Raw genomic sequence first — 26385 nt, forward strand, 5'->3', positions numbered from 1 at the left:
TAACATACTAAATTGTCCTTACATTTTATCAATCAGCGAGATACCTTATAGTGGTTTATTTTATCCTTAAATGTTCGTTAAATAATAAAGGTAAACCAATCGCGCATGTCGATATTCCCAATGATTCATATTGAATCATTTTTCAATAGATTTCTTTAAAGAATGATTAATACTTATCTAACTAATTGATAAATTGCATTAGATTATTAAGAATAAACGCAAAGATTGGTTGTGCGTTTTAACATAAGCCGTTTTTAATCAAAAAAGTCAGGATTTAACCTTCAAACAAGCAATACGAACCTAATAAATACATTATTAACTTCATTTTTATCATAAAGATATGCGTTTTATAAATAAGGTACTCCGCAATATATTTTCTTCACGGCATAAACCTTCAATGAAAACAAACGCATTTTCATCCATAATAAACCTGTTTTACCCCCATAATATTTAACAAGTAGGTAATAACGATGAAAAAATTATATTTTCTTGTCTTGTGCCTCTGGCTACCGTTTAGCCATGCGACAACTATTTCTGAACCTGCAACACTGCGTGAAACATTACCCATTGATACCATTGCTTATATTCGCATTCCGCATCTGTGGGGGTTTCTCTCTGCCCCTAAAGGCAGTGTATTAAACGACGCACTGAAAAATGATACCCATGTTCAACAAATACTTGCCCTACAAGCGGGCTTGTATCAAAACATTATCCGCTCTTTTAGTGACGATACCGCTATAGAAGCCCTGCTCACGCGGATACATTCCCCCATAGAAATTGTCTTTCTCCTACCAACAGGCGCATCCCCAGAGCAAGCTAAAGTCTTACTGACAACCAAATTAAGTATGGCTTCTACAGAAGAAGTGAATGCCGTTTTTAAAGGCTTGGCAGATAAAATGCCCGACTTAAAAATCATCACCCCTTTATCCGACAGCGGTTATGGTGTCATGGTTGCGAATCCATTTTCTATTGCATCCTATTTTGACAAGAATAGTCAACAGCTTACCCTATTTGCAGGCACAGGGGTTGCTGTCAATACAGACGCATTAAAAAAACAACTGGCTCAATTACAACCCAGTGCTAATCATCCGATGTATGCCTTAGAAAATCGCATAGATACCAGTGGTCAAGGTTTTTTCTACTGGACGGATACCAAAAAACTCATGCCCTTATTACAATCCATGCTACCCCCTGAAGAATTAACCATTTATGAAGAATGGGGCTTATTGGCTATGCGTTCATTTGCAATAGGTTGGGGAGTCAGTAATGGAAAAGGACGATTTGGTATTTTTGCTGATATGCCAAAAGCAGGTTATCGGGAATATTTCCCCGATGTTCATAATGAATTTCCGATTGAATTAGCGGGTAAAGCAACGCTCGCGGCAACCATCAACGTGCCTGCATTAGAAATTTGGCAGGGGTTAGAAAAATACTGGCAGGCACAAAAAAATGAAGACGGATTAGCCGAATTGACTGAGGCTAAAAAATCTTTTCAAGAAAATTCTGGGCTTGATTTAGAGATGGTATTGGGTTCATTCGGTCCTGAAGTCGTTTTTTTTGTAGATGACGTTGGAGAATTTGCAGCTATTCGGATTCGCAACCCCGAAAACTGGCAAAAAGTACTCAGCCATTTAGTCGAAAAATACCAACTCAGTTATGAAACCCGTGAAATCAATGGCAAAACATATCATCATTTAAGTATGCCAAATATGCTGAACTGGGCGACGGGTGCTTTTTCTCCCAATACAGATAAATCTGTAGAAGGGCTGGCACTTTCTTTAGTCAGTTACATCAACACCCATTATTATTGGGTAGAAGAAAATAACTTTTTGATTCTGGCAGAAGTACCGCAAGCATTACAAGATCGCAAACAGCATGACACACAGACAACATTGCAAGCATGGTTAGCTGGAGAACATCGCTTAACGACAGATAATAGCGTTTTATCGTTGTCAGGCAGTATTAAAAACACACCGCGCTATGTTTATTATACTTATTTGCAACTGCTTAATTTAATAGGTGATGTAGCAAAAACCCCTGTAGATTTATTTGCTTTGCCAAGTGCCTTAAATTTAAACTTACCGCATGAAGGTACGTATGCAATTCAAGTTGATATAAGTGATTCACTGGTAGGCATGGAACTCACCTTTGAAAATAATCCTTTTGAGTTTGTGCTAGCAATGAACAGCAGCAGTGTTGCCATTGTAGGCGTTTTAGCGGCAATCGCTATTCCTGCTTATCAAGAATATGTTCACCGTGCAGAAGAAGCATTAGGTGAAGTCGTGCCTGAAGAAATACCGCATGAAGAAACACAACATGAAGAAACACCACCCACCGCTAATCTTTCTAGCCCAATCATGGAAGCGATGGATTTATCTAGCAGAGTCAGAGTTGCCGCAGAAGATGGCTATTTCAGCTTAGGCAAATTGCCAACGACGGCAGAAATCGGCATTGTCACTGAAGGGCAATATGTAAAAAATATTGAGTTGTTAGAAAACGGCAGCGGTTATGGCGTGTATTTTAAAGAAGATTCGGGTATTACAGGCGCGATATTTTTACTCTATGATGTCGAAAAATCTTTATGGACATGTCACGCAGAGGGTATAGAACCCAGCGAATTGCCTGAATCCTGCCAGCTAGAAACAGACGCGCAATAATCCATTAACCCTTTTGCAGACACAAAAAAACCTAGCAGACATTACTATCTACTAGGTTTTTTAGTTTCAACCAATCGCGCTTATTTTAACGCAGCTTGCATTCTTTCCAACGCTTTTTTCAGATTATCCATACTCGTTGCGAAAGATAAACGCACATAACCCTCCGCTCCAAAAGCAGAACCGGGAACTAACGCAACGCCTGCTTTTTCGATTAAAAACTCACTGAGTTCTAAATCATTCTTCATGCCTTTACGCGCAATGACACCTTGAAAACTGGGGAAAATGTAGAAAGTGCCTTGAGAGGCTTCACATTGAACCCCTTCAATTTTCAATAATTCCGCTAACACGAAATCATGACGTTCTTTAAAGACTTTAACCATTTCCTGAATAAACGTTGTATCGCCATTAATGCCCGCTTCAGCCGCATATTGAGAAATAGAGGTCGGATTAGAGGTTGATTGCGATTGAATATTCGTCATCGCTTCAATCAACTTCACAGGACCCGCTGCATACCCAATTCGCCAACCCGTCATAGAATAGGCTTTAGAAACCCCATTTAAAACAATGGTACGCTCATACAAATCAGGGGCGACATTGAGAATATTCTTAAAGGGCAAATGTTCCCACAAAATATGTTCATACATATCATCAGTAGCAATGAATACGTGCGGATGTTTGCGTAACACTTCCGCTAACGCGCTTAATTCATCAGGCGTGTAATGTGAACCTGTGGGATTAGACGGACTATTAATCACAAATAACTGGGTTTTCGGCGTAATCGCGGCTTCTAACTGTGCAGGGGTAATTTTAAAATGTTGCTCAATACCCGCGCTCACAATCACAGGCTTTCCACCCGCTAAAATCACCATGTCAGGATAAGAAACCCAATAAGGTGCGGGAATAATGACTTCATCGCCATCATTTAACATCGCTTGTGCAAGGTTATAAAAACTCTGCTTACCACCACAAGAGACTAAAACCTGCTTTGCGGTATAAGTTAAACCATTTTCACGCGCGAATTTATCAACAATGGCTTTCTTTAAAGAAGGTGTACCATCAACCGCCGTGTATTTAGTCAATCCCTTATTTAATGCGACGATAGCAGCATCTTTAATATGTTGAGGGGTATCAAAATCAGGTTCACCTGCGCCTAAGCCGACAATATCGTGTCCTGCGGCTTTCATTTCATTAGCGCGTTTGGTAACGGCTAACGTGGGTGAGGGTTTGATTGCTTGTACTCGGTCAGATAATTGCATTTTGCTTGAAACACCTGAATTAAGAAAAAACGGGATGATAATTATCTTTTTTCAACAAGGTTTTTTCAATTGCTATCTCGCTAGAAGACGAACACTTGTTAAATACAACAATAAGGGCGCGTCCATACGCCCTTATTTATTCAATTACTTCGCACTCATTAACACAAGGGTTGTGTCTAACATACGGTTAGAGAAGCCCCATTCATTATCATACCAAGACAACACTTTTACTAAAGTACCGTCAATAACTTTAGTTTGTGTTGCATCATAAGTAGAAGAAACAGGATTATGATTGAAATCCACAGAAACTAAGGGCGCGTGATTAATCGCTAAAACGCCCTTCAGCTCATTTTGAGCGGCTTCTGTTAAAATCTGCGTGATTTCTTCTTTAGTCGTGGCGCGTTTAGCCACAAAGGTTAAATCGACAACCGAAACGTTAATCGTGGGAACACGAATGGAGAAGCCATCTAACTTACCATTTAATTCAGGTAAGACTAACCCAACAGCAGCAGCAGCACCCGTTTTCGTTGGAATCATGGACATGGTGGCAGAACGGGCGCGACGTAAATCTTTATGGAATACATCCGTCAACACTTGGTCATTCGTGTAAGCATGAATAGTGGTCATTAAGCCATGTAACACGCCGATTTTATCATGTAAAGGTTTGACTAAGGGCGCGAGACAGTTGGTTGTGCAAGAAGCGTTAGAAATGACGGTGTCACTGGCTTTGAGAATAGAATGATTAACCCCATAAACGACGGTTGCATCAACATCTTTTTCACCGGGAGCAGAAATAATGACTTTTTTCGCACCACCCGCTAAATGCGCACTGGCTTTGGCTTTGCTGGTAAATAAGCCGGTGCATTCATAAACCACATCAACGCCTAATTCTGCCCAAGGCAATTTGCTGGGGTCGCGCTCGGCAAACACGCGGATTTTGTCGCCGTTAATGACCATGTACTCGCCTTCAACTGCGACAGTGCCATTAAAACGACCGTGTGCGGTATCGTAGCGGGTTAAGTGCGCATTAGTTTCAGCATCGCCTAAGTCGTTAACGGCAACGATTTTAATCTCGTTCGTCCGTCCAGCTTCGTACAATGCCCGTAACACGTTACGTCCAATACGACCATAGCCATTGATTGCAACTTTAATTGTCATTGAATTCTCTCCCTGTGAGAAAAAAGTGTTCATTGTAGCTTTTTTTGGGGGGTGTCTAAATAGGGTAAAAATGGTTTTAACATAGATGCTTTCTTTCCAAGAAAGGCATTAAGTAAGTTATTTAAATAAAATTTATATATTCTGCCAATTTTGAAACCGTTTGTTGTAAAGATTGTTTTTGTAAAATACGTAAAAACTCTTCAGCCGTTTTAGGTGGATTTTTAAGGGTTTGTCGTTGTTCTTTAATGGCTTGAAAACATAAAGCGGAGTTTAATTCAAGTTGATAAAAAATAAAATCATCAGGGTGAATAACCTCAATTGCATATTGATTTAAAACATCTGAAGGAAAATCCTTTGTATTAAATGTAATAATTGCATCTGCATTTATTTTGATAGCAGCCGCTAAAACGTGCCTATCATTTTCATCAGGTAAAGATAAGCCATTTATTAATGTTTCATAACCATCTACTTTTGCATCTTTTATATGTTTGTCCATTAAATCGCGAACTTTTTCTAATTCATCTCGTTTATATTTATTTTGTCGTAGCAGCGCATTTATCCATTCTTCGTGAATTTTATCTGTCCAATGGGCTTTGAATAAATCGGCTAATGCTAATCGCATGAGTAAATCCCGCAACGGTGCAGGGTATAAAACACAAGCATCGCAAATGACTGAGAAACTTGCCATCACTCATATCCCATGCCGAGTGTTTGGGAGAGGGTAGTTAATTCATTAAGTGCTTGTAAGCGATTGGTTCTTAAATTTTTTTTGTATTCAATGATATCCTTTGCTAGAACACGACGATGTGAACCAATTTTATGAAAAGGGATTTCTCCTTTTTCTAATAGGCTGACTAAATGGGGACGACTGACGTTTAATAATTCAGCGGCTTCTTGAGTCGTCAATTCAGCATGAATAGGCATTAGGGTGATTGCATTACCTTTCGCCATTTCAGTCAACACATTAAGCAGTAAGTCGATTGCGTAATTGGGTAAAATTAATTCTTCTTGTGAATCATCAGCTTTAATGCTGAGTTGTAATCGACCATTAGCAATATATTTTGCCAACACACGGCTACTACTTTTCGCTTGTTCACTTTCTTGATAGGTCGGTAGCTTTACCAAATTAATTGCACTCATCATTGTTTTCCTCGCTTATGTTTTTTATAGTATAAACGAAATAAACGAAAAACATGAGGTTTCAATCCATTTTTTATCTGGCAAGATTGTCTTGAGAGACAATTGGCGACAACAGACTTAAAACCCTACTGGTAAAAACCAGCAGGGTCTAAAATCATTTCAGATTATAAAAGCGATTCCACTGTTTGCATCACATTCTCAGTGGTAAAGCCAAAATATTTCATTAACTCACCACCAGGCGCGGATTCGCCGAAAGTGTCTAAGCCAATCACTTTGCCAGCTAAACCAACGTATTTAAACCAACCTGCGGTTACACCCGCTTCAACCGCTACCCGTTTGCTTACGCTTGCAGGTAAAACAGATTCACGATATTCAGGGCTTTGTTGGTCAAAAGTATCGGTTGATGGCATAGAAACCACACGCACCGCTTTTCCTTTCGCTTGCAATTGTTTGCCTGCATCCATCGCAATGCCGATTTCTGAACCTGTGGCGATAATGATGGCTTCGGGCGTGCCTGTGCAGTCTAATAGTGTATAAGCACCCCGTTCAACCGCTTGTAATTGTTCAGCGGTGCGGGCTTGATGCGGTAAATTTTGCCGTGAAAAAATTAAACAACTGGGTGCGTGTTCGCGCTCAATGGCTAATTTCCATGCTATCGCCGATTCTACTGCATCGCAGGGTCGCCACACGGACATGCGTGGAATCATACGCAGGGTTGCGGTTTGTTCTACGCATTGATGCGTTGGGCCATCTTCGCCTAAGCCAATGGAATCATGAGTAAAGACGAAAATATTACGCGCTTTCATCAATGCTGCCATGCGCAAAGCGTTACGGGCATATTCAGAAAACATTAAAAAGGTGGAGCAGTAGGGGATAAAGCCACCGTGTAGGCTGATACCGTTGGCAATTGCTGCCATGGCAAATTCACGCACGCCGTAATAAATATAATTGCCGTCGTGGTGTTCTTTAATGCCTTGACTACCAGACCATAAGGTTAAGTTAGAAGCCGCGAGGTCAGCAGAACCGCCGATTAATTCGGGTAAAAGGGGAGCGTAAGCCCCAATTGAATTTTGTGAGGCTTTACGTGATGCAATCGTTTCGGCTTTTTGATTAACGGTTGCAACAAATTCGGCAGATTTGTTTGCCCATTGGCTGGGCAGTTGTTTTGCCATACGCCGTGTAAATTCTTGGGCTAATTCAGGATGGGCTTGTTGATAGGCTTGGAATAAGGCTTGCCATGCTTTTTCAGTTGTTGTGCCTTTTGCTTTTGCGTCCCAACTGGCATAGATTTCGGCGGGTATTTCAAACGCAGGAGCTGTCCAGCCTAATTGTTCACGGGCTAAGGCAATTTCTTTGTCGCCTAAGGGCGCGCCGTGACATTCTTCTTTCCCTTGTTTATTGGGTGAGCCGTAGCCGATGATGGTTTTACAGCAAATTAAGCTGGGTTTATCAGTGACTGCGCGGGCTTGTTCGACGGCTTGTTTTATGGCTGTTGCGTCGTGTCCATCAACGTGGCGGATAACATGCCAGTGATAGGCTTCAAAGCGTTTGGGGGTGTCGTCAGTGAACCAGCCTTCAACTTCGCCATCAATAGAAATGCCATTATCATCATAAAAAGCAATGAGTTTGCCAAGTCCTAATGTGCCTGCAAGAGAGCAGGCTTCATGTGAAATGCCTTCCATCATGCAACCATCGCCTAAAAAGGTATAGGTGTAGTGGTCAACAATGGGGAATCCATCACGATTAAATTGTGCGGCTAAGGTTTTTTCGGCAATTGCCATACCGATTGCGTTAGTAATCCCTTGTCCTAACGGGCCTGTGGTGGTTTCTACACCTACGGTATAGCCATATTCAGGGTGTCCCGGGGTTTTTGAGTGTAATTGACGAAAGCGTTTAATTTCATCAAGGGGTAAATCATAGCCTGATAAATGCAGTAGAGAATACAACAGCATAGAGCCATGACCGTTAGATAAAACAAAGCGGTCACGGTTAGACCATTGTGGATTCAGTGGATTATGTTGCAGATAGTCATTCCACAAGACTTCGGCAATATCTGCCATGCCCATGGGCGCACCGGGATGTCCTGAATTGGCTTTTTGTACGGCATCCATACTTAAAATGCGAATGGCGTTGGCTAGCTCTCTACGTGTAGGCATGTATTTCCCCCCCTTGGATGGGACTTAAGGTTAAAACAACATTTTTTAAAATCATTTGCGGTGCATTCTCTCTTATTTATGATAAATCATCAATATATAAAATATTTTTATGAATTGGCAAAAACATGGTTATCGGAGAAAATTTAAACATAGATTTTGTGGAATAATTGGCTCATTACTCTTATGCTTTCGTATTATTCTAGCGCGTAGTATCTAAAAATCGCTTTAGAATAAGGATGTACCTTTCAATACTTAAGCATAGTATGGCGCGTAAAGCGGACACACAAAAATCGTGCAAACAAATTCGCTTTGATATTTTACTCACCTATTTTCTATTTCCCAAATGATACAAAGCTACCAACGAGAATTTTTAGACTTTGCAATACAGCGTGAAGTGTTACGTTTTGGCAATTTTACGCTGAAATCAGGACGACAAAGCCCCTATTTTTTTAATGCGGGGTTATTTAATACGGGCAGTGCCATGGCACGATTAGGGCGTTATTATGCGGCAACCATCCAACAATCGGGTTTAGAATTCGATATGCTCTTTGGACCTGCCTATAAAGGGATTCCATTGGTTGTCGCTACCAGTATTGCCCTTGCTGACCATTATCAACGTGATTTACCTTTTGCCTTTAATCGGAAAGAAGCGAAAGACCATGGAGAGGGTGGAACAATTGTTGGCGCACCGTTGCAGGGGCGTGTGTTATTAATTGATGATGTCATCAGTGCAGGCACCGCGATTCGGGAATCAATGCAAATTATTCAAACGGCAGGCGCGCAATTAGCGGGGGTAGTGATTTCACTAAACCGTCAAGAGCGAGGACAAACCGCATTGTCAGCGATTCAAGAAGTAGAGCAACGTTATAATACGCAAGTTTTAAGTATTGTAACGTTAAGCGATTTGCTCGAATATTTACAAGAACAATCTAATAATATAGAAACAGTTACCGCAATTGCAGCCTATCGAGCAATGTATGGTGTGATGTAGCACGGGATTTTCAGCATTAGAATATGATAAATGGGTCGTGCCAAACAAAAGATTTCCGTTGCGTTAGCACGCCCCAGAAATTTGCATACGAGTTGATATCGTTATCTCTTTAAAAATAAATAAATCCATTATAAATAATGCGTTATTTATATAACTAGGATTCGAAACGGTCTAGTTTTCGCCAAGTTCGCATTATCTTTGCTACTTACCTGAAGGTTAAACAGATGCTTTCTCGTCGTATATTGAATATTCCCGCGCTGACTGCTCATCTTTTAGAAAAGCAACGCATAGGATATGCATTGTTGGACACACAATTTATTATTCAAGCCTGCAACCTTGTGTTTGCTAATTTTATCAACAAGGAAGAGTCATTATTAGTTGACCATTCGTTATTGTCATTATTGCCTAATTTGGAAACAGAACGCCACAAAATGCTTGAAGTTGCAAATCATCAACGGACGGAATGGCACATAAAACGGTTTGTTGGAACACACATACAGGGATATTTGGACATCACCATTACGTCAGGACAACCATTTGGTGCAGACTTATTACTCACATTAACCAATACCTTCCCAGGTTCTCTGCGCTCTCCTTTACAATTTGACCATGCGGCACAGCCTTTATTGGCTAAATATCAGCAAACCGAAAAAGCCTTAAGAAAAAGTGAAAAACGATTTCGAGAAATTGTTGAAATTTCCCCTGCGGGTATTGTACTGACCAGTGAAGATGGTAATTTTATTAAAGTTAATCAAGCATTTTGCACAATGTTAAACTACACTGAAGCCGAATTATTGGGCAAAAATGGGGTAGAGTTCACATACAAGGATGATGTTGAAAAACAATTAATGATTCATCAACAACCCTTAACCGATAAACCACGTTATTTTGAGAAACGCTATATTACTAAAGATGGAGAAATTATATGGGGAAGTATTGTAACAAAAGCAGTTAAAGACGAACAAGGAAAAATGCAATATAGATTAGGCATTATTATTGATATTACCGCCCGTAAACAAATGGAAGAATCTTTACGTCAACGCTCAGAAGAACTGGAAGCATTAAATATTGCTTTAGAATCAGCCGTTCATTTAAAAGATGAGTTTTTAGCAAATATGAGCCATGAGTTACGTACTCCATTGAATTCTATATTGGGTTTAGCTGAGTCATTACAAGAAGGTATTTTTGGATCGTTAAATGAAAAACAATTACATTATCTACAAGTAATTTTAAATAGTGGGCAACATTTATTAAGTTTAATCAATGATGTTTTAGATATTTCTAAGATTGAAACGGGTTTATTTGAATTACAACGTAATACGATTGTAGTAGAAAATATTTGCCAAATTAGTTTACAAATTATTCGACAACAAGCACATAAAAAACAATTGCATATTTCTTTTTACCGTGACCCGCAAGTCCGCTTTGTCTATGCGGATGAACGCCGTTTAAAACAAATGCTAATTAATTTATTAACTAACGCGGTTAAATTTACCCCCGAGGGGGGGAAAATTGGCTTAGAAGTATTGGGCGACGAACAACAACAAACCATCACCTTTGCCGTTTGGGATACGGGTATTGGTGTAAAAAAAGCACAGTTGAACCGCTTATTTAAACCATTTATTCAATTAGATGCGTCATTAAATCGTCAATATGAAGGAACGGGACTGGGTTTAGCAATGGTTGCGCGGTTAGCCGCCTTGCATGATGGTAACGTAGCAGTTGAAAGTGAAGAGGGAAAAGGCAGTCGTTTTAGTTTTTCCTTACATTGGGACAGCACAACTACCAATTTAATCTCACCGCCTGCCGTAACATCCGCATTACCAAGCCATTCCAAAACATTACCCTCATCAGAGGTTAATCAACTGACAACCATTTTATTAGCGGATGATAATTCAAATAATGTGTTAGTCATGGCTGAATATTTAAGTAGCCATGGTTATCAAGTTATCATTGCCAGAAATGGTATTGAAGCACTTGAAAAAGCAGAAAAGTATCACCCTAGCCTAATTTTAATGGATATTCAAATGCCTGATATGGATGGTATTACTGCCATTCGTTGTCTGCGTCAACAAAATGATTTTGTCAATACACCCATTATTGCAACAACGGCATTGGCCATGTCTGGTGATAAAGAACGCTGTTTAGTTGCAGGTGCAACCCTTTATTTAAGTAAACCAATGACCTTAAAAAACTTACATGAAGCCATCAAGCAACTGTTAGATTTCAATCATCAATTATGAATCGTTTACGTGAATACACTATTCTCATGCGCTTACACCGCCCTATTGGTATTTATTTACTACTTTGGGCAACGTTATGGGCTGTGTGGATAGCAGGACAAGGGCAACCTGATGGCTTAATTGTTCTTATTTTTATCACTGGTGTTGTGTTAATGCGTTCAGCAGGTTGCGTGATTAATGACTTTGCAGATAGGCATATAGACTTACATGTACAACGCACGCGTGACCGTCCACTGACAGCAGGACGAATCAGTAGTCGAGAGGCACTTTTATTATTCATAACGCTTTGCCTAATCGCTTTTTTATTAGTTTTATTTTTAAACACTAAGACAATTTTACTCTCTGTTGGTGCAGTTTTTTTTGCAAGCTTATATCCTTTTACAAAACGCTACACTTATTTGCCCCAAGTTTTCTTAGGCATTGCATTTGGTTGGGGCATTCCTATGGCATTTACTGCCCAACTCAATGAATTGCCTTATAGTGCGTGGTTATTATTTTTAGCCAATTTAAGTTGGACAGTGGCTTACGACACGCTGTATGCGATGGCAGATAAAGCCGATGATTTAAAAATAGGCGTGAAATCCAGTGCCATATTATTTGGACGTTGGGATAAAATAATCGTTGCAGGTTTACAGTTACTGACTTTGTGCTTGTTATCTTTGACAGGTTATTTATGTGAACGCGGGTTATTTTTTTTCTTGGGGCTGACAGTCGCGATGGGCTTATTTATCTATCAGCACTATTTAATCAAAGACCGCGACCCCTCGCGCTGTTTACAGGCTTTTCTTCATAATCACTGGGTTGGATTGGTTATTTTTTTTGGCATTGTTGCGGACTATTGGTAATGCATCGTCTATTTTTCTGGCTTATCGCCTTCTGCTTTTCCCTCCCTGTTCACGCACAACTCCGCATTATTGGCGGTTCAACGGTGACACAACCCGAGTTTCCTTGGGCAGTATTGATTAGTTTAGCGAAAGATAGCCGTCCTTTTTATTGTGAAGGGACATTAATAGCCCCTGAATGGATATTGACGGCGGCACATTGTACGTATGACGAAAACACAAAAATTATCTATCGTGCTAGTGAGCTAATGGTTTCTATTGCAGAAAATAATCTCACCGTTACCGCAATTACTCAAACACCCAGAAAAATCAGCTCCATTATTCTGCATCCACAACATAATTTTGATGATTACATCCCTTATGCAGATATGGCCTTACTCAAGCTAGAAACACCGATAACAACAATTACTCCTGTTCGTTTAGCAGACACCTATACCTCATTAGATGAAGCAGGGGTAATGGCAACCGTCTTAGGTTGGGGACAACCAACCCAACATAGTTCGCCTAACTATTCAGAAATATTAAAAAAAGCAGATGTTCCGATTGTAAGCCTTAATATTTGCAATGAACCCCGTTCTTATAATGGTACGCTTGATGATACGCTTCTTTGTGCGGGCTATGCTCAGGGAGGGGCAGATGCTTGTCTAGGGGACAGTGGCGGGGGATTGGTCGTGAATACCGCAACAGGTTGGCAACAAATCGCGCTAGTGAGTTTTGGGCAAGGGTGTGGATTAGCAAATTATTATGGGGTTTATACCCGCACAACAACCTATTTAAGTTTTATTCAAAGTCATATTTGCACTCAATCAGTTATCGCACCAACGATACATGTGACTTATGCAGATGGAATTGCTACCGCTTACTGGGATGCCGTTGAAAATGTTGATGGTTATTATCTTTATTTTGCGCCTTATTCCAACCCAATGAACGACCAAACTTTAAACCACATTGCAAGCATAGCGTTGGGTCAACAACGTTATTTTATAACTGCTTTACAGCCGAATGATGCTTATTATGTTGCAGTCAGTGCTTATCGTGGTAATTGCACGAGTGTTTTTTCTAATATAGAAACAACGCATAATTTTTGAGATTGGCCAATACAAGCTTAAGGTTAAAGCACGCACCCAGAAAATGCTTATTTAATGACAGGCGCGCTGGTTTTCGTAATGGACGCTAAACGAGCCAACAATACTAACCAATTAACCCGCTCGTTATAGCCAACAACATCAATACGTGGCAGTCCGCCTCCTTTTACAATGTAATAACCATTTGGTGCAGTTTCTGCCCCCCACATGGTGCAAGTGCCATTTTGTAACCGACAACCTAAGCCTAATTTTTCATAGGAAAAGTTCTCAAAAATACTTAATACACCACGCGACAACGCATCAATTGCACCCCCCCCGCCCAAATTGGATAAGTTATTAACGGCTTTTTGACTAATTTTGCGCGTCATGCTTTGCTCTTCTGGTGTACCAACATAAGCATCAAAGGTCACTGGTTGCCAATTAACCAAATACAAATTACGCACATAACCCGATAATAACCCTTGAATCGCACCAAATTCTGTAATATCTGTTAGGGTTTTTAAATTAATTTTATTGATTTCTACATCTGCTTTTAAAACAGGTGCGGTGGAAAGTGATTCTAAGGTCATGCGCTGAACCAAGATTTTACCATCAAAAATATTTAGTTGTAGTACACCGCCAATAGTAATAACGCCCTGCTGATAACGAATAGAAGGAATTGTGCCACCCAAATAACCATTTAATAACGGCAGTTTTAAGACTTTACTAATAGCTTGCATAGATATGGGCTGTAATAGACCTTTTAACTCCCAATACATTTTTTCACCAAATCCTCCTGTTAAATCAAAGCTATCTACGCGAAACACGCCATCTAAAATAGGTTGTTTTAACGGGGCTAATAATTGAATTTTTTCACCCCCTAAATTAGCATAAAGTTGTGCTGAACCCATTGTAATATCTGATAAAACATAAGCACTATCCCATTTAACATTTGTGGGTTTATCCGCTGTTTTGCTATCCCATTCAAATGTACCAACTAAACGGCGTAAACCAAATTTTTTCTCTATATCCTCAAGCACGATATTACTTAAACCACCACTAATTTTTAATCTATCTTTGCTTAATAAAAGGTTTAGTGATAACGCACCTTCAACCGTCAATTTTGCCAATAAATTCCCCTCAAAAATGGGTTGCACATAATGGGTATAGATGGGTAAAAGTGTTGTTAATGGCAGGCGTGCGGATAAAGCATTAATATTAAATCCATTTGCTAGGTCTATATCACCTGTCGCAATGACAGTTCCAATCCCTTCATGTGCATATTGCAACCGTTTTATAATTAACCGCGATGGAAACCAGAGTAATTCACTGTCAATATTCAAGGGTTTTTCTTGAAAACTGAGATAAACAGGTTGGATATACAGTTCACCCGTGCGCATTTTGAGCGTGGATTGTATTGCTAAACCTGATTCTTGTTGTTGCTTGGCCGTGCTGGGTTCCGCGCTAACTGTCCAATCTACAGCAAGTTTTTCACCTACTTTTGAGCCTGTATTTTCCGTAAACTTAAACGTGTTAAGCGTGGTTTTTATCTCGGCTTTTTGCAGTTGATTCGCGCCTAAAAATGTCGCATTAACAGTGGCAATGCCTTCTAAAGCTAAGTCTAATGGTAATGCAATAAAAGGGTTAATCTTCTCCGTTAGCAGTCCTAAGTTAAGGTTTTTTAGCATTAAACTTGCTTTCCAATTATCAATTTGATAAAGCAGTTGTGCATTGAGATTACCTGCATTTAGTAATTGATTAAGCGTTATTTCTATTTTTAAGGGATTGGGTAAATAACTAAAAACCAGTGTTGTTGGACTGTCTAATAAACGCGGAATAGTGAGTGTTGCTTTAGAACAGGCGATTTGTTCGGGCGAGTAAAGCATTTTATTGCAAAGAAAAATTAGGTTTTCTAAGGGCTGTTTAAATGTTGGCGGGCTGAATTGGCGGGCTTGTGCTGTGATTGCTATATTTTTTTCGGTTGCCGACAATTTTAATTCAAGGGAAAGATTTTGCGCTTGCCATGTGGACGCACTGATATTGCCAATGGTGACTTTAAAATTAGTCACTGCAAACACATTACCTGTAAAAAAACATAAGCTTAGAATTAATATTCTGGATAATCGGTTATACACTTGCATGCCTACCTATTTTTCTAATAAAACTTTAGTGAAACAAAGGAGTTAGCCTTGTTGTAGCATTTGAAAAACGGTGGATAATTTACGCGTAATTGTTTTACCATCAAATAATTGTAGAAAATCGGGATTGTTATCTTTGTGTAAATTACCCGCCTGCCAATAGTGGTAATAGCTTTGTAAGCTGTTATATAACCCATCTATTTCGTCAGGCAGTATTAATGCGGTTTGTCGGGCATATTTTTGTAGAAAATCATAAGTATCGCCTAATGGCACTTGTGCCAATATGGGTTTACCTGTCGCAAGATAATTGAAGATTTTGTTTGAAATCTGTTTATCCCATTGCGCACCATTGGGTAATTCTCGTGTGATAAATAAAAGGTGTGCTTGCTGTAAATAGGGTAAAAGCTCTTCTCTTGCTAAACTGGGGACACAAGTTAGATGCTCATGTACATGATATCTTAAGGCTTGTTCGTTAAGAATGTGATTAGTGCTACCAACAGAAATCAACCGCCAAGGAAATTGGCAACGTTGTAAACTTGCAAGCAATTTTTGGGGGGAGCGCAATGCATCCCATGTCCCCATATAAAACAAAGTAAAAACAATATGTTGAGAAGATTCATTAGATAAACGAAAAATATCATCATAGCCATCAAAAATTAAAAAAACTTTTTCTTTATTTAGCTTTTGGCTGTAATGCGTCCAATAACTCCATGAGTTGACAATAAGCGCATCACATTCAGTTAGGCAACGATGTTCTAGTTGCGCTTGTAGCGGTGTTGAATCTGTATGTTCTTCTTGTAAATCAATAATTAAATGACAACCTGTTGCTTTCTTTAACCAGTATCCTAAGAGGAGCGTGCCAAAAGGAGGCGCGGCAATATAAATAGTATCACAGTGATATTCTTTAATTAATTCAATTGCTTTTTTGTATGCGGTTTGTAACCACTCAGGGTTAATGTCAGTAGCATGATAGGACTCATTAATAAAGTCTTTTGTGTTCAATAGCTTTTTAAAAGCGCGTAAAAGTAATTTCCATAGCGAATATACGGGCGTTGTACTGATACGAAATACAGGAAATTCTGCATAACGCTCAGGAGCTTGTAATATTTTTGTGGGCGTAGTCGTGAGGGCATTGGTTAAAATAACGGCATTGAGACCATTATCTCGAAAATGTCTTAGAAACTGCATATTACGAAATGCCCCTGTGTGTAATTGGGGCGTAAAGTAATAGCTAATAACGAGAATTTTACTGCCACGCATGAGCAATCTGTCGTTAGTGGATAAATATAAACGGATACTATCAGGGTGTTATTGATAGTATCCGTCGTTTTGCAATTTAGCAACTTTTTACAGTGCGGAATTTATTGTGCGGGCTGTTGATGGCGCGCAAGTGACCATTTCAGACCGATAGGGGTGATTAATGTAGTCACAATAATCATAATAACAACGGCTGAGAAAACTGAATCATTCATAATTCCCATCCCTTTACCAATACTTGCGAAAATTAACCCTACTTCACCACGCGGTATCATACCAATTCCGATAGATAATTTATCCACTTTTCCCGCGACCAAACCTGACACTAATTTACCGACAATTGCCGCAATGGTAAGCCCTGTTGCTAACAGCAGTGTGTCAAATTTAAGGAATGTGCTTAAATCTACTTGCATCCCCATTAAAACAAAGAAAATAGGCGCAAATAGTTTTTCTAAAGGATAAATAAGCGCGTGAATGGTTTTTTCTGAGAATTGGTTTTTGTGTTGGAAAAACTCTTCTTTAATCAGCAAACCCGCAGCGAACGCGCCAACAATCGCAGCTAAGCCGATTAAATTAGCTAACCAAGCCATGAAGAACGCAAGGGTTAAGGGGTAAAGCAGTTTAGTTGCATCTTCATCTTGTTCAAAATGACTGGTTTTAACAATAATCCAGTGGAATAAGCGTTCCCCATAAATTAGCGAAATCCCTAAAAATAAGGTGGACATGATGACAATCCACGCAACTTCACCCAGATGTATTTCACCTGTTGCAACAATACCGATAACAATCGCTAAGACGACTAAGCCTAATACGTCGTCAATAACGGCTGCACCAAGAATAATTTTTGCTTCGGGAATATGCATCATTTTCAGGTCTTTAAAAACCCGTGCTGTAATCCCAACACTGGTTGCCGCTAATGTTGCGCCAATAAATAAATGAACCGTTGTCGGTGTGTCTGTCAGAATTAATTCGCCAATAATAAATCCCAAGAAAGAAGGTGCAATAACGCCTAATACTGCCACAAGAGACGCGCGAACCCCCACTTTTAGCATGTCTTCTACGGTAGATTCTAAACCCACCATAAAAAGCAATAAAACCACGCCTAAGTTAGAAAAAATCCAAATAGCACTGAGCATACTAAGCATGTGGGTTGCGTTGCTTGTTTTTGTTAGTATTTCAGTAAATTGCGCGCCGATTTGTCCTTCTTTTAAGGCATCAGTTGAAAAGACTTTATGAATGGCTTCACTAACAGTGCCACCTGAATTCCAAACAAGCGATGTAATTTCATTAACACTATTTAAGTGCATGAGTAGAGTGAAGAAATCTGCCCCTACCCAATATCCAATATTGCCAATTAAGACACCAATAATTAATTCACCAAGGACAGAGGGTTGATTAAATTTACCCGCCGCCCAACGTCCCAACGTGGACGCGATAATAATAACGCCAATCAGGACTAAAATGGGTACAAAAGGGTCTTGGTGTCCCGAACTGTCACTATTTCCATGTGTTTCCGCGACATCCGCTGCTTGTACGGTATTGACCGCGATTGCAGAAACATCAGAAAACGACACGTTATGACCACTAATTAATAGACTAGCGCAAACAGCCAATACGAAAACAAGCAGATACGAATACAATCTCTTCATTTAAATTTTCTCGATTTTTAGGAATAAAAAAGCCCATTAATTCTAGGGTGAATTTGGTTGAATATCACCTACTCATGTTAATAATCAGTGGTTATTTTTGATAGTCTTGTATTAATAGGAAGATACACTGCTTATACATTATGGTTTTTTAAAACAGTTGGTATTACCTTACAGTAATAGCGTTATGCAATAGTGGATATAACAGGCGTTACCGCTATTCTTGTAAAAATAGCGTTTTTGTTAAAATACTACTATTTTTTAAAAAATTAAAATTCATTCGTTATTATTAATTTAATAGCGTATTTTTGAAATAAATGATTTTTATAGTTTAATTAAAATTAAACAATCAGTTATAAATTTAATAACGCTATTACTTATTTTATATTTATTTTATATTTTTCATACATTCTTTGTTTATAATATTGATTTTTATTGATATTACTGTTAAATATAACAAGTAATTTATTTAAAATAGATATTATTGATTTTTTATAATGAGAGTAGTATATTTAACACAACAGTAACGGAGTTGATTAAGTGACAACAAAAATTCAGGGTTTCATTTGGTTATACCGTGAAGACCGCAGTTTTGCAGGGCCTGGTCGTATTCAGTTATTGGAAAAAATTGGTGAATACGGGTCCATTTCTAAGGCAGCAAAAGCGGTAGGGATGAGTTATAAAGGGGCGTGGGATTCTATTGATTTAATGAATAATCTTGCGCCAGAAGTGTTGATTATCCGTGTTGCGGGTGGAAAAGGGGGCGGCGGGTCGCAATTAACCGATTATGCACGTCAGCTTATTAAGGCTTTTCATGAGTTTGAAGCGGAACATCAACAGTTTTTAGAGCAACTGAACCAGAAAATTGAAAATTTCGATCAACTTTATCAATTTATGCGTCGCTTAAATATGCAAACTAGCGCGAGAAATCAGTTTGCAGGCACGGTTGCCAATATTACAGAAGGCGTTGTTAATGCCGAAGTTACCTTAAGATTAAAGGGTAATTTGGAAATTGTCGCTGCTATTACATTAGATAGCGTCAGACAGTTAGGATTGAAAAACGGACAAACTGCCATTGCATTAGTGAAATCACCGCAAGTTGTGTTGGTCAGAGCGGATACAACATTAAAGTTTAGTGCGCGTAATCACTTATGTGGCAAGGTGTCTAATATTGAAAAAGGGGCGGTAAATATTGCAGTAACAATTGACTTAGCAGGTGGTAACACGTTGAAAGCAGTTATCACTGAAGAGGCATTGGTTGATTTAGGTGTTAAAGAAGGTGAGCCTATTTGTGCAATATTCAAATCCAGTAGCGTTATTATTGCTGTGGAAGAGTAGTTTTATCATTGTTTTCTTTTAAACTTTTGCAAGGGAATAAAAAAATGTACACAAGCGCAAGAAATCAATTTACGGGAACTGTCGCAAAGATTGCTAAAGGGGCAGTGAATGCCGAAGTCGCTTTAAAATTAGCAGGCGATTTGGAAGTTGTTGCTTCTATTACTCTCAGCAGTTTAGAACGCTTAGGCTTGAAAGAAGGTCAATCCGCCATTGCTTTGATTAAAGCACCCCAAGTTATTCTCGTTAGTGCCGATACCAAACTGAAATTCAGTGCCAGAAACCACCTGACAGGTAAAGTGTCGAGCATTGAAAAAGGTGCTGTTAATACGGTCGTTAGCATTACATTAGCGGGTGGCAATACGCTGAAATCTGTAATTACCGAAGATGCATTAAGCGATTTAGGTCTGAAAGACGGTGGCGCAGTATGTGCAATTTTCAAATCTAGCAGCGTTATCCTTGCTGTAGAATAAACCGACAAAATAAACGTTGTCGCAACTAAAGGGACTAGCCTAAAATGGGCAGTTCCTTTTGTTGCATTTGTGGTTTGGCACATCAACGTTATGATTTATGAAACTATTATTACCACTTGTAATGCGGATGGCAGTGCGCACCCAGCCCCACTGGGTATTCATTGGCAGGCAGATTCCCTCATTATCGCCCCCTTTCGCCCTTGTCGAACCTTAGAAAACTTAGAGCGAAACGCGCAAGCAGTGATAAATTTTTGTGATGACGTACGCATTTTTGCGGGTTGTTTAACGGGACGGCGCGAGTGGTCAAGTTATCCTGCACAGTCTATTCAAGGACATGTTTTAACTGCGGCATTAAGTCATGCAGAAGTACAAGTTACCGTTGTAGAAGCAGATGCTATACGTCCTCGTTTTCATTGCAAAATTTTACATAATGCAACACATGCCCCTTTTCGTGGTTTTAATCGTGCCCAATCGGCAGTTATTGAAGCCGCGATTCTTATTAGTCGACTCCAATTCTTACCCTTAGCGACAATCCAAAAAGAATTAGACCATTTGCAAATTGCTGTAGAAAAAACAGCAGGGGAACGTGAACGCGAGGCATGGCAATGGTTAATGGATAAATACAAGGCTTATCAACAGGAAATCTCTAAATGACGCGATTATTAGCCAGTGTAATGAATGTGGAAGAAGCCGATTGTGCGTTACAAGGTGGCGCGGACATTATTGATTTAAAAAATCCGTTAGCGGGCGCATTGGGTGCTTTGCCTGCACCTACTATTCAATCTATTGTAAAATTCGTACAACAACGTGTTCCAACCAGCGCGACGGTGGGCGATTTGCCCATGCAACCTGATATTCTCTATCAAGCCGTGCAACAAACTATGTGTTATGGCGTAGATTACGTAAAAATTGGTTTTTGGGGCAAACAAATATCTTTAGACTGTATTGAAATATTACAACCGCTTACACAACAAGGTGGGAAACTCATTGCTGTTTTATTTGCTGATCAACAACCTGATTTAAACAGTCTTTGTCATTTTGCACGGGCAGGATTTGCAGGAGTCATGCTAGATACGGCGAATAAACAAGCAGGTAATTTAACGCAACATCTCAATCAACAAACGCTTAAAGTTTTTATTCAGAAAGCCCAAATACTTGGCTTAATAAATGGATTAGCGGGTTCAATAGGGCTTGCACAAATTTCACAGCTAATGCTATTATCACCCTTCTACTTAGGGTTTCGCGGTGCATTGTGTGTAGCACAACAAAGACAATCCGTTTTACAGATTGGTGCAGTGAAACAAATTCGTGAAGCAATACACAATTGCAAAAAAGAATTGAAAGTTGCTTGACAGACTAAATAGAACTGCTATAATGTTGGCTTCTTATGACGATGCGGGAATAGCTCAGTTGGTAGAGCATAACCTTGCCAAGGTTAGGGTCGCGAGTTCGAGTCTCGTTTCCCGCTCCAATTTAGAGATTCAATCTAAATACTGAACCGTCAAAGCGATTTTTAGGCTGATTGGCAGAGTGGTGATGCAGCGGCCTGCAAAGCCGTGTACGTCGGTTCGATTCCGTCATCAGCCTCCACGTGTTGTAATGCAGTAGATGTAATTAGTAATATTCTTATCAGAGTGCCTCGCCCGGGTGGCGAAATTGGTAGACGCAAGGGACTTAAACAATTTGAGCACTTAGAGCGAAATCTTTAAGTGAATGGAGTCTAATTCGGTGAAACCTGTCAAATGGCAATACCGAGCTAAGCCCTGAAAAGGGAAAGTGTAGAGACTATACGGCTCCTACCTGACTGTAAAATGCCTCGGTGTTTTGTAAAAGGTAAAGATAGAGTCCAGACCCCAAACGTGATGAACGGTAGCGAAAGCTATAGCGGGTAAGAAAATCCCTCGGTTGGCTGAACCCACCGTGCCGGTTCGAGTCCGGCCCCGGGCACCATTTCCACAGTAACAATTATTCAATTGACTGGAACGACGTTTTCCAAAAGACGTATGGAACAGCTTGTTGATTGATTAGTTCATTGTTGATTGCTCCTCATGTACACCACCCATTTCGGTTTAACTGCAACGCCTTTTTCTCTAACGCCTGACCCCCATTATTTATATCTTAGTGAGCGTCATCGTGAGGCATTAGCGCATTTGCTTTATGGCGTGAATGAAAATGCAGGTTTTACCCTCTTAACGGGTGAAGTTGGTACAGGAAAAACGACGATTTGTCGTTGTTTAATCGAACAACTGCCAAAAAACGTCGATGTTGCCTTATTATTAAATCCGCGTGTTTCTCCGCTAGAATTGTTAGCTTCTCTCTTTGATGAGTTACGCCTCAATTACGATCGTTCTTTTTCCCTCAAAAATTTTATCGATACGTTAAATAATTACTTACTTACGGCACATGCAGTCGGACGTAAGACAATTTTAATTTTAGATGAAGCTCAAAACTTAAGTCCTGATGTATTAGAACAAGTTCGCCTCTTAACTAACCTAGAAACGAATAGCCAAAAACTTTTACAAATTGTTTTGGTTGGACAACCCGAACTCAATCAAATCTTAAAACGTAATAATCTCCGTCAGTTAGCCCAACGAATTACTGCACGCTATCATCTATTACCGCTCTCGCTCAAAGATACTCAAGCCTATATTAATCATCGGTTGGCGATTAGTGGCGCACGCCGCCCTTTGTTTAATCGCCCTGCTGTTCATTATATCTACCAAAGAACAGGTGGAATTCCACGGTTAATCAATATTATTTGTGACCGCTCGCTACTGGGTGGTTATGTTAATAGTAAAACCATTGTAGATATAGGTGTTGTACGTCAAGCTGTCCGAGAAGTTCGCGGGGAACAATTTAACCCTTATTTATCCATGCGTTGGATAGGATGGGGATTAGCAGTGACCTTATTATTAGGTTTAAGTGTCTGGGGAGCAATGCAACTTCCTTCCATTTCACTGCCTTTTTTGCATAATACCGCGTCAAATGAACAAAAAAATAATAATGTTCCGTCCAATAATGCTACGCCAACATCAACAATCAACATATCCACAACCCCCCCTGTTGTAACCACACGGACAACACCGTTACCCGCAATAACAACGCTATCCCCCGATCATCGAGCCGTTGATGCCAGCATTCCAATCACGACCACAACGACATCTGTACCAACAACAACGCCAGCCCCTCCTTTACCGTTACCTGCATCAACAACATCACCTGAATTGTCCAGTGTGTTAAAAAATCCAGCGGTAGCAAGCGACACAAAATCAGCGTTTAATACCTTATTTGCCTTATGGGGCATGAACTATGAACAATTAACAGGGACAACTGCTTGTGATAAAGCAGCAACTCAAGGTTGGGCATGTTTTTACAAAACAGGTGGATGGGATGATTTACGCCGTTTAAATAGCCCTGCTGTTATTGAATTAACCGCAGAAGATGGTAAACAACATCATGTCGTTATTACCCGTTTAGACCAAGAAACGGCCACCCTAAATTTTAACGGGCAGCTATTTGACTATACAACAAAAAAAATTGATGCTCACTGGGCTGGGCAATTACTCCTACTGTGGAAACCACCCCGTTTACCGATGGTCGTGCTAAAAAAAGGCATGTCAGGGAATGATGTTTTATGGCTACGAGAACGCTTAAATCGAGTCTTAAATACACCTGTTGACATGAAAACAGTATCACCAACATTTGATAATGCACTTAAACAACAAGTAATTACTTTTCAGAAAAAATACGGCTTATATGCAGATGGTGTTGTTGGCGAATCTTCTTATTTAAAAATAAATGCCTTGCTTAATGAAAAACCATTACTTTCTCTCAAAACAGATACACAACCAGCCGTTACAGTAACAGAATAATTAAAACAGGTGCATTTCTATGCACCCCCTACCTGAAGCGCATCCATGACCCGCCGTAGAAAAAATATTCCTCAAGAACCCGTTATTGCGACAATTGAAAATCTTTCCCATGATGGACGTGGTGTTGCACATGTAGAAGGCAAAACCGTTTTTATCTTTGGTGCATTACCTGCGGAAAAGGTAATGTTTCGTTATCTTTCCCGACAAAGCCGTTATGACGAAGGTACTGTCGTAGAAGTCTTAGAAGCCTCACCACAACGAGTAAGCCCCCGTTGTCAACACTTTGGCGTTTGTGGCGGATGTAATCTGCAACACTTAGAACCACTGGCACAAATTCAACACAAACAAGCAACATTATTAGAACATTTTCAACATATTGGTAAAGTTGAACCTGAAGAAATTGTGCCACCATTACGTGCTGATGTATGGGGATATCGGCGTAAAGCCCGCTTGGGTGTAAAGTTTGTTCGGGCAAAACAACTGGTTTTTGTTGGTTTTAGAGAACATCACAGCGGATTTTTAACAGATATTCGTCATTGCGATGTATTACATCCACTTGTTGGCGCAAAGATTAGTGCATTACGGGATTTAATTGAACAATTAGAAGCAAAAGAACAAATTGCTCAATTTGAAGTCGCTATTGATGACACTCACGCAGCCATCATTATTCGCAACTTAACCGCACTCAGTGATGATGACCAACAAAAACTTATTGACTTTGCAAAAGCGCACGACTTTTATTTTTACCTACAACCAGGGAAAATTCATAGCGTTACGCCACTATACCCCCCTGATTTGCCACTGACCAGTTTACATTATCAATTGCCGACAGAATCTTTATCATTCACCTTTGCGCCGTATGACTTTACACAAGTTAATACAGGTATTAACCAGCAAATGATTCCGCAAGCCATTGAATGGTTAGCCCCGCAGGCAAATGAAACAGTACTGGATTTATTTTGTGGCTTGGGTAATTTTACATTACCGCTGGCGCGACGAGCAATGCAAGTTATTGGTGTAGAAGGGGATAATGATTTGCTTTTGCGGGCAGAAGCCAATGCCCATCAACAGAATATTCATAATGTTCACTACTATGCAGCCAACTTAGCAGATAAAACTTTGCAACAACCTTGGATGCAAGCCGATTATGAAAAAATCTTGCTTGATCCACCCCGTAGCGGTGCATTAGAAATCATTCAACAGCTACCCATGACCAACACACAACGTATCGTTTATGTATCTTGTAATCCTGCAACATTAGCACGTGATGCGGGTGAACTGGTAAATACAAAGGGGTTTCGTTTGGTAAAAGCGGGCGTAATGGATATGTTTCCACATACAGCACATGTTGAGTCAATCGCACTGTTTGTACGTTGAAAAAGATAAAATACTATTGCATATAGCGTACAGCGAAAAATTCTTGCTTTATTAAATAGTTAAAATATTAAACTCAACTAAAAAATGGGCATAATACTGCCCATTTTCTACACAACAGACAGAAATAAAGGCTATACAGTCAAGGCAATAGAAAATGCCCACGCAGAAAAGACACCGCCTATTAACCCAAAAGTAACCATCACACTGAAGAAAAAATGCTTTAGCTTGGGTGCTTTTAACAACAAACTCAATGCGCCCATCACTAAGCATAATTGCAAAAAGAGCGTTGCGGCATCAAATTTATCACCCGCTAAATTCAATGTTTTTGTTTGACTTTCCCACTGCTTTGCCCCAGTGACTTGTCCTAACTGCCCCTCAACTTCTTGTACCCAATTCGCTTCCCCAACAACACTAGAGCCAAAAAGAATTTCCTTTTTTTCCTTTTTATAACGTTCAATATCCGTTTTCAACGCATCCGCTGTTTTCTGCACAGCATCGGCATGGGTTGGCGCAATTGCACCTGATTCAACCAACATTAACAACAAATCACGTCGTCCTTCAACCATGTCTTCTTTAATACTTTTACCGCTATACCATTGATAAGCCGAAACCATTTCACTGTGTGCTAATAACTCGTCTGTGCCAAAACGGTCACCACCAACATCATTAACAGCTAATAAAGCCGCAAAAAATGTTAAAACGATTCCTATCCGCTTTTCAAATCTATCTTCATTATTTACTTCAGGTAATTCAATATCCATGATGATAACGCTCTTCTCA

The 26385-nt window shown here is 39.7% G+C and carries 20 protein-coding genes and 2 tRNA genes; 13 read left to right on the forward strand and 9 right to left on the reverse strand.

Translation table 11 applies throughout. The features are described 5' to 3' along the window. Positions 1–470: 470 nt before the first annotated feature. Positions 471–2657, forward strand: coding sequence for a pilin (locus tag AL038_RS02125; RefSeq protein ID WP_062148320.1), 2187 nt, complete (start codon positions 471–473; stop codon positions 2655–2657). 80 nt (positions 2658–2737) lie between these two features. Here AL038_RS02125 and AL038_RS02130 read toward each other — a convergent pair whose 3' ends face one another. The 5 genes from AL038_RS02130 to tkt all read right to left on the reverse strand — a co-directional run bounded on the left by AL038_RS02130 (position 2738) and on the right by tkt (position 8367). Continuing rightward, positions 2738–3913 (reverse strand): pyridoxal phosphate-dependent aminotransferase, encoded by a 1176-nt coding sequence (locus AL038_RS02130; protein WP_062148325.1) that lies wholly within the window; start codon positions 3911–3913, stop codon positions 2738–2740. 144 nt (positions 3914–4057) lie between these two features. Then, positions 4058–5071 (reverse strand): type I glyceraldehyde-3-phosphate dehydrogenase, encoded by a 1014-nt coding sequence (gene gap / locus AL038_RS02135; RefSeq protein WP_062148328.1) that lies wholly within the window; start codon positions 5069–5071, stop codon positions 4058–4060. A 121-nt stretch (positions 5072–5192) separates the two neighbouring features. Then, positions 5193–5759, reverse strand: a complete 567-nt coding sequence (locus tag AL038_RS02140) for a PIN domain-containing protein (RefSeq protein WP_062148331.1) — start codon at positions 5757–5759, stop codon at positions 5193–5195. After that, positions 5759–6214 (reverse strand): helix-turn-helix domain-containing protein, encoded by a 456-nt coding sequence (locus AL038_RS02145; RefSeq protein ID WP_101539118.1) that lies wholly within the window; start codon positions 6212–6214, stop codon positions 5759–5761. Before AL038_RS02145 ends, AL038_RS02140 begins: the two co-directional genes overlap by 1 nt. Before the next feature lie 161 nt (positions 6215–6375). Then, positions 6376–8367, reverse strand: a complete 1992-nt coding sequence (gene tkt, locus AL038_RS02150) for a transketolase (RefSeq protein WP_062148337.1) — start codon at positions 8365–8367, stop codon at positions 6376–6378. 343 nt (positions 8368–8710) lie between these two features. On the opposite strand from tkt, the gene pyrE reads away from it, so the two are divergent. From pyrE to AL038_RS02170, 4 genes are all read left to right on the forward strand, one after another. After that, on the forward strand, positions 8711–9358 hold the full coding sequence (gene pyrE, locus AL038_RS02155; protein WP_101539117.1) for an orotate phosphoribosyltransferase: 648 nt from the start codon (positions 8711–8713) through the stop codon (positions 9356–9358). 224 nt (positions 9359–9582) lie between these two features. After that, a complete protein-coding gene (locus AL038_RS02160) occupies positions 9583–11601 on the forward strand; it encodes an ATP-binding response regulator (RefSeq protein ID WP_062148340.1) in 2019 nt (672 codons plus the stop codon). Further along, positions 11598–12446, forward strand: coding sequence for a 4-hydroxybenzoate octaprenyltransferase (ubiA, locus tag AL038_RS02165; RefSeq protein ID WP_062148343.1), 849 nt, complete (start codon positions 11598–11600; stop codon positions 12444–12446). Before AL038_RS02160 ends, ubiA begins: the two co-directional genes overlap by 4 nt. Beyond that, complete coding sequence (locus tag AL038_RS02170; RefSeq protein ID WP_062148346.1) at positions 12446–13531, forward strand: S1 family peptidase; 1086 nt, start codon at positions 12446–12448, stop codon at positions 13529–13531. The genes ubiA and AL038_RS02170 overlap by 1 nt, the downstream gene beginning before the upstream one ends. A 47-nt stretch (positions 13532–13578) precedes the next feature. On the opposite strand, the gene AL038_RS02175 is transcribed toward AL038_RS02170, so the two are convergent. The 3 genes from AL038_RS02175 to AL038_RS02185 all read right to left on the reverse strand — a co-directional run bounded on the left by AL038_RS02175 (position 13579) and on the right by AL038_RS02185 (position 18551). After that, positions 13579–15576, reverse strand: coding sequence for a hypothetical protein (locus AL038_RS02175; protein WP_145917043.1), 1998 nt, complete (start codon positions 15574–15576; stop codon positions 13579–13581). A 114-nt stretch (positions 15577–15690) separates the two neighbouring features. After that, positions 15691–16905 (reverse strand): glycosyltransferase family protein, encoded by a 1215-nt coding sequence (locus tag AL038_RS02180; RefSeq protein ID WP_062148352.1) that lies wholly within the window; start codon positions 16903–16905, stop codon positions 15691–15693. A 101-nt stretch (positions 16906–17006) separates the two neighbouring features. Continuing rightward, positions 17007–18551 carry a cation:proton antiporter gene (locus AL038_RS02185; RefSeq protein ID WP_083991394.1) on the reverse strand — a complete coding sequence of 515 codons (1545 nt, stop codon included), beginning with the start codon at positions 18549–18551 and terminating at the stop codon, positions 17007–17009. Between the two features lie 537 nt (positions 18552–19088). Here AL038_RS02185 and AL038_RS02190 point away from each other — a divergent pair. The 8 genes from AL038_RS02190 (at position 19089) to rlmD (ending at position 25605) form a co-directional block, all read left to right on the forward strand. Then, positions 19089–19886, forward strand: a complete 798-nt coding sequence (locus AL038_RS02190; protein ID WP_062148358.1) for a TOBE domain-containing protein — start codon at positions 19089–19091, stop codon at positions 19884–19886. Positions 19887–19930: 44 nt separating this feature from the next. Further along, on the forward strand, positions 19931–20356 hold the full coding sequence (locus tag AL038_RS02195) for a TOBE domain-containing protein (protein WP_062148361.1): 426 nt from the start codon (positions 19931–19933) through the stop codon (positions 20354–20356). A 90-nt stretch (positions 20357–20446) separates the two neighbouring features. Beyond that, positions 20447–21010, forward strand: a complete 564-nt coding sequence (locus tag AL038_RS02200) for a DUF447 domain-containing protein (RefSeq protein WP_062148364.1) — start codon at positions 20447–20449, stop codon at positions 21008–21010. After that, positions 21007–21708: a (5-formylfuran-3-yl)methyl phosphate synthase gene (locus AL038_RS02205; RefSeq protein WP_062148367.1), complete on the forward strand. Its 702-nt coding sequence runs from the start codon at positions 21007–21009 to the stop codon at positions 21706–21708. The genes AL038_RS02200 and AL038_RS02205 overlap by 4 nt, the downstream gene beginning before the upstream one ends. Before the next feature lie 43 nt (positions 21709–21751). Then, positions 21752–21827: transfer RNA gene (locus AL038_RS02210), tRNA-Gly, on the forward strand. Positions 21828–21872: 45 nt separating this feature from the next. Further along, positions 21873–21946, forward strand: a tRNA-Cys gene (locus tag AL038_RS02215). A 458-nt stretch (positions 21947–22404) separates the two neighbouring features. Further along, a complete protein-coding gene (locus tag AL038_RS02220; RefSeq protein ID WP_062148371.1) occupies positions 22405–24228 on the forward strand; it encodes an ExeA family protein in 1824 nt (607 codons plus the stop codon). A gap of 45 nt (positions 24229–24273) precedes the next feature. Further along, a complete protein-coding gene (gene rlmD, locus AL038_RS02225; RefSeq protein WP_062148374.1) occupies positions 24274–25605 on the forward strand; it encodes a 23S rRNA (uracil(1939)-C(5))-methyltransferase RlmD in 1332 nt (443 codons plus the stop codon). Between the two features lie 131 nt (positions 25606–25736). On the opposite strand, the gene AL038_RS02230 is transcribed toward rlmD, so the two are convergent. After that, a complete protein-coding gene (locus AL038_RS02230) occupies positions 25737–26366 on the reverse strand; it encodes a DUF4337 domain-containing protein (protein ID WP_062148377.1) in 630 nt (209 codons plus the stop codon). Positions 26367–26385: the final 19 nt, after the last annotated feature.

It is taken from the genome of Beggiatoa leptomitoformis (assembly GCF_001305575.3).
GTDB lineage: Bacteria > Pseudomonadota > Gammaproteobacteria > Beggiatoales > Beggiatoaceae > Beggiatoa > Beggiatoa leptomitoformis.

What these genes read in the sequence shown, in the direction of transcription:
- AL038_RS02125 (WP_062148320.1), top strand. Translation starts at nt 471, where the DNA reads ATGAAAAAATTATATTTTCTTGTCTTGTGCCTCTGGCTACCGTTTAGC.
- AL038_RS02130 (WP_062148325.1), bottom strand. Translation starts at nt 3,913, where the DNA reads ATGCAATTATCTGACCGAGTACAAGCAATCAAACCCTCACCCACGTTA.
- gap (WP_062148328.1), bottom strand. Translation starts at nt 5,071, where the DNA reads ATGACAATTAAAGTTGCAATCAATGGCTATGGTCGTATTGGACGTAAC.
- AL038_RS02140 (WP_062148331.1), bottom strand. Translation starts at nt 5,759, where the DNA reads ATGGCAAGTTTCTCAGTCATTTGCGATGCTTGTGTTTTATACCCTGCA.
- AL038_RS02145 (WP_101539118.1), bottom strand. Translation starts at nt 6,214, where the DNA reads ATGATGAGTGCAATTAATTTGGTAAAGCTACCGACCTATCAAGAAAGT.
- tkt (WP_062148337.1), bottom strand. Translation starts at nt 8,367, where the DNA reads ATGCCTACACGTAGAGAGCTAGCCAACGCCATTCGCATTTTAAGTATG.
- pyrE (WP_101539117.1), top strand. Translation starts at nt 8,711, where the DNA reads ATGATACAAAGCTACCAACGAGAATTTTTAGACTTTGCAATACAGCGT.
- AL038_RS02160 (WP_062148340.1), top strand. Translation starts at nt 9,583, where the DNA reads ATGCTTTCTCGTCGTATATTGAATATTCCCGCGCTGACTGCTCATCTT.
- ubiA (WP_062148343.1), top strand. Translation starts at nt 11,598, where the DNA reads ATGAATCGTTTACGTGAATACACTATTCTCATGCGCTTACACCGCCCT.
- AL038_RS02170 (WP_062148346.1), top strand. Translation starts at nt 12,446, where the DNA reads ATGCATCGTCTATTTTTCTGGCTTATCGCCTTCTGCTTTTCCCTCCCT.
- AL038_RS02180 (WP_062148352.1), bottom strand. Translation starts at nt 16,905, where the DNA reads ATGCGTGGCAGTAAAATTCTCGTTATTAGCTATTACTTTACGCCCCAA.
- AL038_RS02185 (WP_083991394.1), bottom strand. Translation starts at nt 18,551, where the DNA reads ATGAAGAGATTGTATTCGTATCTGCTTGTTTTCGTATTGGCTGTTTGC.
- AL038_RS02195 (WP_062148361.1), top strand. Translation starts at nt 19,931, where the DNA reads ATGTACACAAGCGCAAGAAATCAATTTACGGGAACTGTCGCAAAGATT.
- AL038_RS02200 (WP_062148364.1), top strand. Translation starts at nt 20,447, where the DNA reads ATGATTTATGAAACTATTATTACCACTTGTAATGCGGATGGCAGTGCG.
- AL038_RS02205 (WP_062148367.1), top strand. Translation starts at nt 21,007, where the DNA reads ATGACGCGATTATTAGCCAGTGTAATGAATGTGGAAGAAGCCGATTGT.
- AL038_RS02220 (WP_062148371.1), top strand. Translation starts at nt 22,405, where the DNA reads ATGTACACCACCCATTTCGGTTTAACTGCAACGCCTTTTTCTCTAACG.
- rlmD (WP_062148374.1), top strand. Translation starts at nt 24,274, where the DNA reads ATGACCCGCCGTAGAAAAAATATTCCTCAAGAACCCGTTATTGCGACA.
- AL038_RS02230 (WP_062148377.1), bottom strand. Translation starts at nt 26,366, where the DNA reads ATGGATATTGAATTACCTGAAGTAAATAATGAAGATAGATTTGAAAAG.